Here is a 6,251-nt window from a genome sequence, read left to right on the forward strand (position 1 = left end):
CCGCCCGTGTTGATTTCTATATTTCTGTCATTGGCAGTAGGACGTTTAATCTTAGGTAGATTGTTTTGTTTATTACGAAAATCTCGCAGCCTTTTTTGCTCTTCTATCAGCTGCGCTCTTCTTTCTTGTTCAACCTGATCATGCTCATCTAGTACAGATTCGTCCAACTGTGCTGCCCACTCAGCCATATTGCGCTCATATTCTTGATTTTGCTCAAGTAGGCGCTGGTGTTGCTCTTCGCTCATCAGCATCGGGCGAGGGTTCACCGCCTCGTTAGAACGAGTAAAAACAGGCACGCGCTGTGAAATCGGCTCGCTTGGATTGTCGTAGCTGACGCTGTCATCAAAGCTGGTTTCTGGCATGCTGGTTGCTGAGCCACTTGCACCGCTATCGGCTGGCATAGCGCTCGCCGCTGCGGCACGATTGGCCAGTATCTCGCCTTGCATTTCAGCCAATTGCTCAGGAGATATCATCACGGTTTCGATGCTACCTGCAGTTTCAACTTCCATGTTTTGATACGTATAAGCCAGTATGCCAATCACAAGACCATGTGCCAACAAGCTTAAAAGTGTCGGTAAAGTCAGCCCGTTACCTTCAGGTTCGGTCGGTACATAAACGGTGGGCGCATTACGCATAGTTGGGATACTCAAATACGATATTTATCAAATGAACGACTTTATTATAACCAGCTGAGCCAATTAAAGTTAAGCTAAAAGCAGGGTAGATTATAACGAGGGCGCGGGTAACGGTGCACCTGTCAACAGCCCCACTTTTTGGATGCCTGCCTGCTGTAGAGTGGCCATCAATGTCATAATAGCGCCATACTGATTGTTTTTATCAGCATTAATCATCACTTGTAAAGGCTGAGCGCCAGCATCGGTATTTTGATTTTGCAAGTTGGTTAAGGTATCAATCAGTTCCGGCTCACTAATCGGCAGGTCGATATTATTCTCGTAACTGATAAAAATCTCGCCGCTATCGGTCAACGATACAATCACAGGTAGCTGACTTTGACTGATGGTATTGGTTTGCTCTTTTGGCAAATCAACATCGACGCCCGTTATCAGCATCGGCGCTGTGACCATAAATATAACCAGCAGCACGAGCATGACGTCGATATAAGGAACAACGTTCATCTCCGCATTTAGCGCTTTTTTCTCGCGGCGATAAGGGCTTTGTTTCATAGACCAGTTACCTGAGTACTTTGGCTATTTTGAACGCTTTGATTGGTTTGGCTTACTTGCGTACCCGCTTGCGGAATCTCGATACTGGTCTCGCGCTGTAACATGCCTGTCATCTCGTCACAAAACAAGGCACGAGAGTCGTATAAGCGGCTCGCTTTGGCGGTAAAATGGTTATACGCCAATACCGCAGGAATCGCGGCGAATAAACCCATAGCCGTAGCAATCAAGGCTTCGGCGATACCGGGCGCGACAGTCGCTAAGGTCGCTTGCTCGCTTTGCGACAGCCCTAAAAAGGCATTCATAATACCCCAAACGGTACCGAATAAACCGACATAAGGCGCCACTGAACCAATACTTGCCAGCGTCGTTAGCCCCGACTCTAATAATTGCTGCTGACGACCCAATCCAACCCGCAGCTTACGCTCAACGCCGTCAATAATGTCGTCTTTAGGCTGTCGTTTTTTATGCATTCTTAGGTATTCAGAGAACCCAACATAAAAAATTTGCTCAAGCCCTTGGCGCTCAGGCGAGCCTTGGACGCCTTGATACAGTTTTGCCAAATCTTCCCCTGACCAAAACCAGGTTTCAAACTGCTGGTCAAAATTTCTGGCGGTACCAAGACGCGCACTCATACGAAAAATAATCACCCAGCTGAGCAATGACGCTAATAACAACAATGCCATCACAATCTGTACCAATAAACTGGCTTGGGTGATTAGGTCGATAATATTTAAGGATTCAGGCATGTAAGCGGCTCATGGATAATGAATAATAGTTAATCTAATAAGGGATTTATATCAACCCGTTAGTGTACTGCTAAATCACGCAAATATCATTAATAATATGTTAATGGCAGTGCATAAATCGCTCTCAATAAATATATGAAAAAAATAATGACAGCATGAGTATTTTATAATATTGTCCATATGGTCAACTAATTTGCACTCTTATGCTAAGAAGATGTCGCCATTCATTGAAATTTTGAGTGAATTTCACTAGAATGTTATCGTTTGTTGCTGTCATTTTTCATGATGGTTCGTATTTACCAAATTATGTGTGGCTAACGGATTAAAAACATCGTCTCTAACCTTAGTGTATCAGCGTCATTTACAGTCGCAATCTGGAAGCGTCATTTATCGTCGCAATTTGGGTGTATTTTATATGTTTGATTTAAACGCAGCATCGAGCGTCGCAATTTGGAAGCGACACTTATCAATACAGTTAAATAATGATAATTTACTTACTGCAATTTGGAAGCGACTCTTATGAACGCAATCGAACGCTATTTTGGTATCAATGGTCAAAATACCACGATCAAAACCGAGATTTTAGCAGGTGTAACCACGTTTTTGACGATGGCTTACATTATTTTTGTCAACCCTAACGTCCTTGCTGACGCTGGTATGGATAAAGGTGCGGTGTTTGTCGCTACCTGTCTTGCCGCCGCAGTTGGTTGTTTTATTATGGGGATTTATGCTCGTCTGCCAGTCGCGCTAGCCCCCGGTATGGGACTCAACGCCTTCTTTACGTACGGCGTGGTTTTAGGAATGGGCTACGCGTGGCAAACGGCACTTGGCGCCGTATTTTTGTCCGGTTGTATATTTATATTATTAAGCCTTTTTAAAATTCGAGAATTGATTATCAACTCTATTCCGGACAGTATTAAACAAGGTGTGGTTGCTGGTATCGGTGCATTTTTGGCCTTTATCTCCTTACAAACCGCGGGCGTCATCGTCAATAATGATGCGACGTTGGTGGGACTTGGCGATATGACCGCGTTTTCACCTGCGATGGCGGCATTGGGCTTTATTGTTATCGTTGGCTTGTCGCATAAAAAAATACCCGGCGCGGTAACGATAGGGATTTTATTGGTAGCGCTTATCAGCTTAATTACTGGTAACACACAATTTACTGGCATTATATCGGCACCGCCACCGATAGCGCCAACGCTGATGCAGCTGGATATTGCTGGTGCATTTGACGTAGCGATGATTAGTGTTATTTTTGCCTTTTTATTCGTCGATTTATTCGATACCGCTGGTACGTTGATTGCAACCACCAGTCAAGCAGGCTTAATTGGTAAGGATGGCAAAATACCTAATATGGGCAAAGCGCTACTGGCAGATTCGAGCGCCACGGTTGCGGGTACGCTACTAGGTACTTCATCGACCACCAGCTTTGTTGAGAGTGTGTCAGGTATTGCAGCCGGAGGACGTACTGGATTAGTCGCTGTGACGGTCGGGGTGCTATTCTTATTAAGTATGTTTTTTGCTCCACTTGCTGGTATGATTCCAGGCTATGCAACAGCAGGCGCTATTTTTTATGTCGCTGTACTGATGATGGGTACTCTAAAAGATGTTGATTGGTTGGATCTAACAGAGGCGGCCGTTGTCGTTGTGTTGTTGTTTACACCATTAACCTACTCAATCGCTGATGGTATCGCGCTTGGATTTATTACCTTTGCTGCTATTAAAGTCGTCGCCGGTAAGTTCTCTGACGTGAGCATTCCCGTTTGGATATTAACGGCCGTGTTACTTGCGAAGATTGTGTTTATCTAAGATTGCAATTTAAATTCCAATCATTTTCAGTCATTTTCAGTCATTTTCAGTCATTTGATAAATGCTCAGCTTTACGCATAAAAAACCCTTCTTATTTTAAATGAGAAGGGTTTTTTATGCGTAAAGAAAAATACTATAAACGGCTATCTTCAGCACGAAATAAAATGATTACGTTATTAATTCGCTCATACTCTGTATGGGTTTAAATTAAATGGATGAGATAAATAAAGACAAGTCATTGATTCAAAAACGATTAATTAGCTATAGTAAACATAAATTTATAACTAAAGCGTCATTTCTAATAAGTGGTTAATAACCATTTGTTTTTAAACAGTATTTTGTTTGGTTAAAATAGGTAAATTCGTTAGTTGGAAATTTTTTTTCATGCTACCATGTCGAGGTTAAGCGCATCACCTCAATCAACGCCGTAGAGGTTTTTCTTACAGTGAATTAGTATTCTATAAGATGACAGATAAGTGTTTATTAGGCTTTAAGTTTCCATAAAACTCAGATGTTATAAATGTTAGATTTTATGAACGTAAACCTCTATAAAACGTCACTTGCCTCTGATCATCACCTCCTTTCACTACTAACAAGAAGAAGGCACTAATGCCGCTTAGCTGTTCGTTGTTGCCTTTATATTGTTAACGTAGCCCGTTTAACACTAAAACGACCTACTTGACCGTTTCCAGCCTATGCTGGATTTTCTCGTTTTATAATGGCGCTGTTTGGTCTTTTGTATATTGCTAATTGGCTTATTTCTATAGTTGTTATTATTTATCCACTATTCGATATCAAAGATGTTTGTTATCAAGAATAGTAGGGATGAAATTTTAAGAATGTTTGACAATAATTGCCGCTATATCTTTAGCAATCAAAGCTCCCACCGCACCATTTATTATGGTTTTTAAACGATAGTTATGGAGTTGTTATGAACCCAGTAGACCAATTTACCCCGCAAGAGCCGATTTTATTTAATCCGCTCGATATATTAAAGCCCGCTTATCTCAGTCAATCGTCGAACGAGCTTTTCTCCCGTATTTCTCCTTTATATAGTGTGGACGAGGAGCGCTGGTTGACGGACTTGTTGCCGCTCGCTAAGCCAACGGATGCCGAGCGTGAAGGGGCTGCTACGCAAACTCGTCAATTGGTCGAACATGTACGTAATGATGGCAAAGCCGTAAAAATGGTTGATTCATTATTGCTTGAATATAGCCTTGATACCCAAGAAGGTATCTTGCTCATGAGTTTGGCAGAAGCCTTGATTCGGGTGCCAGACAATTACACCGCTGATGCGCTTATCCACGATAAAATGAGCGTCGCTGACTGGAAAAAACACATCAAAAATGACAATGGTTTTATGGTCAATGCCTCGACGTGGGGCATGATGATGACTGGCCGCGTTGTCAGTATTGATCGTGATACTACCGCTGCTGGGTTTTTGGACCGTATGACCAAAAAAATGGGCGAGCCGGTCATTCGTAGTGCCATGCAAAAAGCCATGCGCATTATGGGGCATCAGTTTGTACTTGGCGAAACCATCGAGGGTGCCAATAAAAACAGCCAGCCTTATCGTAATAAAGGCTATACCTATTCGTTTGATATGCTAGGTGAGGCGGCGATTACCCATAAAGATGCGGAAAAATACTTTAACGATTACCTGCATGCGATTAAGGCGACGGCCAGCATCAAGGTAAAAGAAGGTATGCCAAAGCCGTCAGTGTCTATTAAGCTATCGGCATTGCACCCGCGTTATGAAGCGACGCAAGAAGCGCAAGTGATGGGACTACTGCGTCAGCGTTGCTTGTTATTGATTGAAGCGGCCCGTGAGGTCAATGTCGATATCAGTATCGATGCTGAAGAAGCAGACCGTCTTGAGATTTCTTTAAAGCTGTTTGAGTCTCTTTACCGTGATAACTTAACCGCCGGTTGGGATGGCTTAGGGTTGGTGGTACAAGGTTACTCTAAACGTGCGATTGCCGTTTTGACGTGGCTTGCGCGTTTGGCAACTGAAGTCGGCGATCGTATTCCAGTACGTCTGGTCAAAGGCGCGTATTGGGATACTGAAATCAAACTGGCGCAGCAAAAGGGACTGTCCGGCTATCCGGTCTGGACCCGTAAAGAAGGTACGGACACTGCTTATCTTGCCTGTGCGCGCTTCTTATTGTCAGAGCATTTGCGCGGTTTGATTTGGCCACAGTTTGCTACCCATAATGCGCATACGCTTGCTTCAGTGATGACCATGAGCGCGCACCGAGAGTTTGAGTTCCAGCGTCTTCATGGCATGGGCGATGCGCTTTATGACCATATTTTGCAAGCTTACAAAATCCCCGTGCGTATTTATGCACCTGTTGGCGCTCATAAAGACTTGCTACCGTACTTGGTACGCCGCTTACTAGAAAACGGTGCCAATAGCTCGTTTGTGCATCAGTTATTAGATAAGTCTTATCCCATTGATAAGCTCACCGTGCACCCATACGATAAGTTATTGCACAATCCTACTTTGCAC

At 43.5% G+C, this 6,251-nt stretch carries 4 protein-coding genes and 1 pseudogene; 2 read left to right on the top strand and 3 right to left on the bottom strand.

The window, feature by feature from the left end; all coding sequences use genetic code 11:
- The 3 genes and pseudogenes from V7D75_RS06940 to tolQ all read right to left on the bottom strand — a co-directional run.
- A pseudogene (locus V7D75_RS06940) lies at positions 1-635 on the bottom strand (energy transducer TonB); the annotation flags it as partial.
- A gap of 90 nt (positions 636-725) precedes the next feature.
- A complete protein-coding gene (gene tolR, locus V7D75_RS06945) occupies positions 726-1,184 on the bottom strand; it encodes a protein TolR (protein WP_068408657.1) in 459 nt (152 codons plus the stop codon).
- Positions 1,181-1,930, bottom strand: a complete 750-nt coding sequence (gene tolQ, locus V7D75_RS06950; protein WP_068408659.1) for a protein TolQ — start codon at positions 1,928-1,930, stop codon at positions 1,181-1,183. The genes tolR and tolQ overlap by 4 nt, the downstream gene beginning before the upstream one ends.
- Before the next feature lie 519 nt (positions 1,931-2,449).
- Between tolQ and V7D75_RS06955 the strand changes: the two genes are divergently transcribed.
- Both V7D75_RS06955 and putA read left to right on the top strand, forming a co-directional pair.
- Positions 2,450-3,742, top strand: coding sequence for an NCS2 family permease (locus tag V7D75_RS06955; protein WP_333613969.1), 1,293 nt, complete (start codon positions 2,450-2,452; stop codon positions 3,740-3,742).
- Between the two features lie 931 nt (positions 3,743-4,673).
- On the top strand, positions 4,674-6,251 hold a 1,578-nt coding region (gene putA, locus V7D75_RS06960), incomplete at its 3' end, for a bifunctional proline dehydrogenase/L-glutamate gamma-semialdehyde dehydrogenase PutA (RefSeq protein ID WP_333613970.1).

The sequence above is a fragment of the Psychrobacter sp. genome, assembly GCF_036731945.1.
Lineage (GTDB): Bacteria > Pseudomonadota > Gammaproteobacteria > Pseudomonadales > Moraxellaceae > Psychrobacter.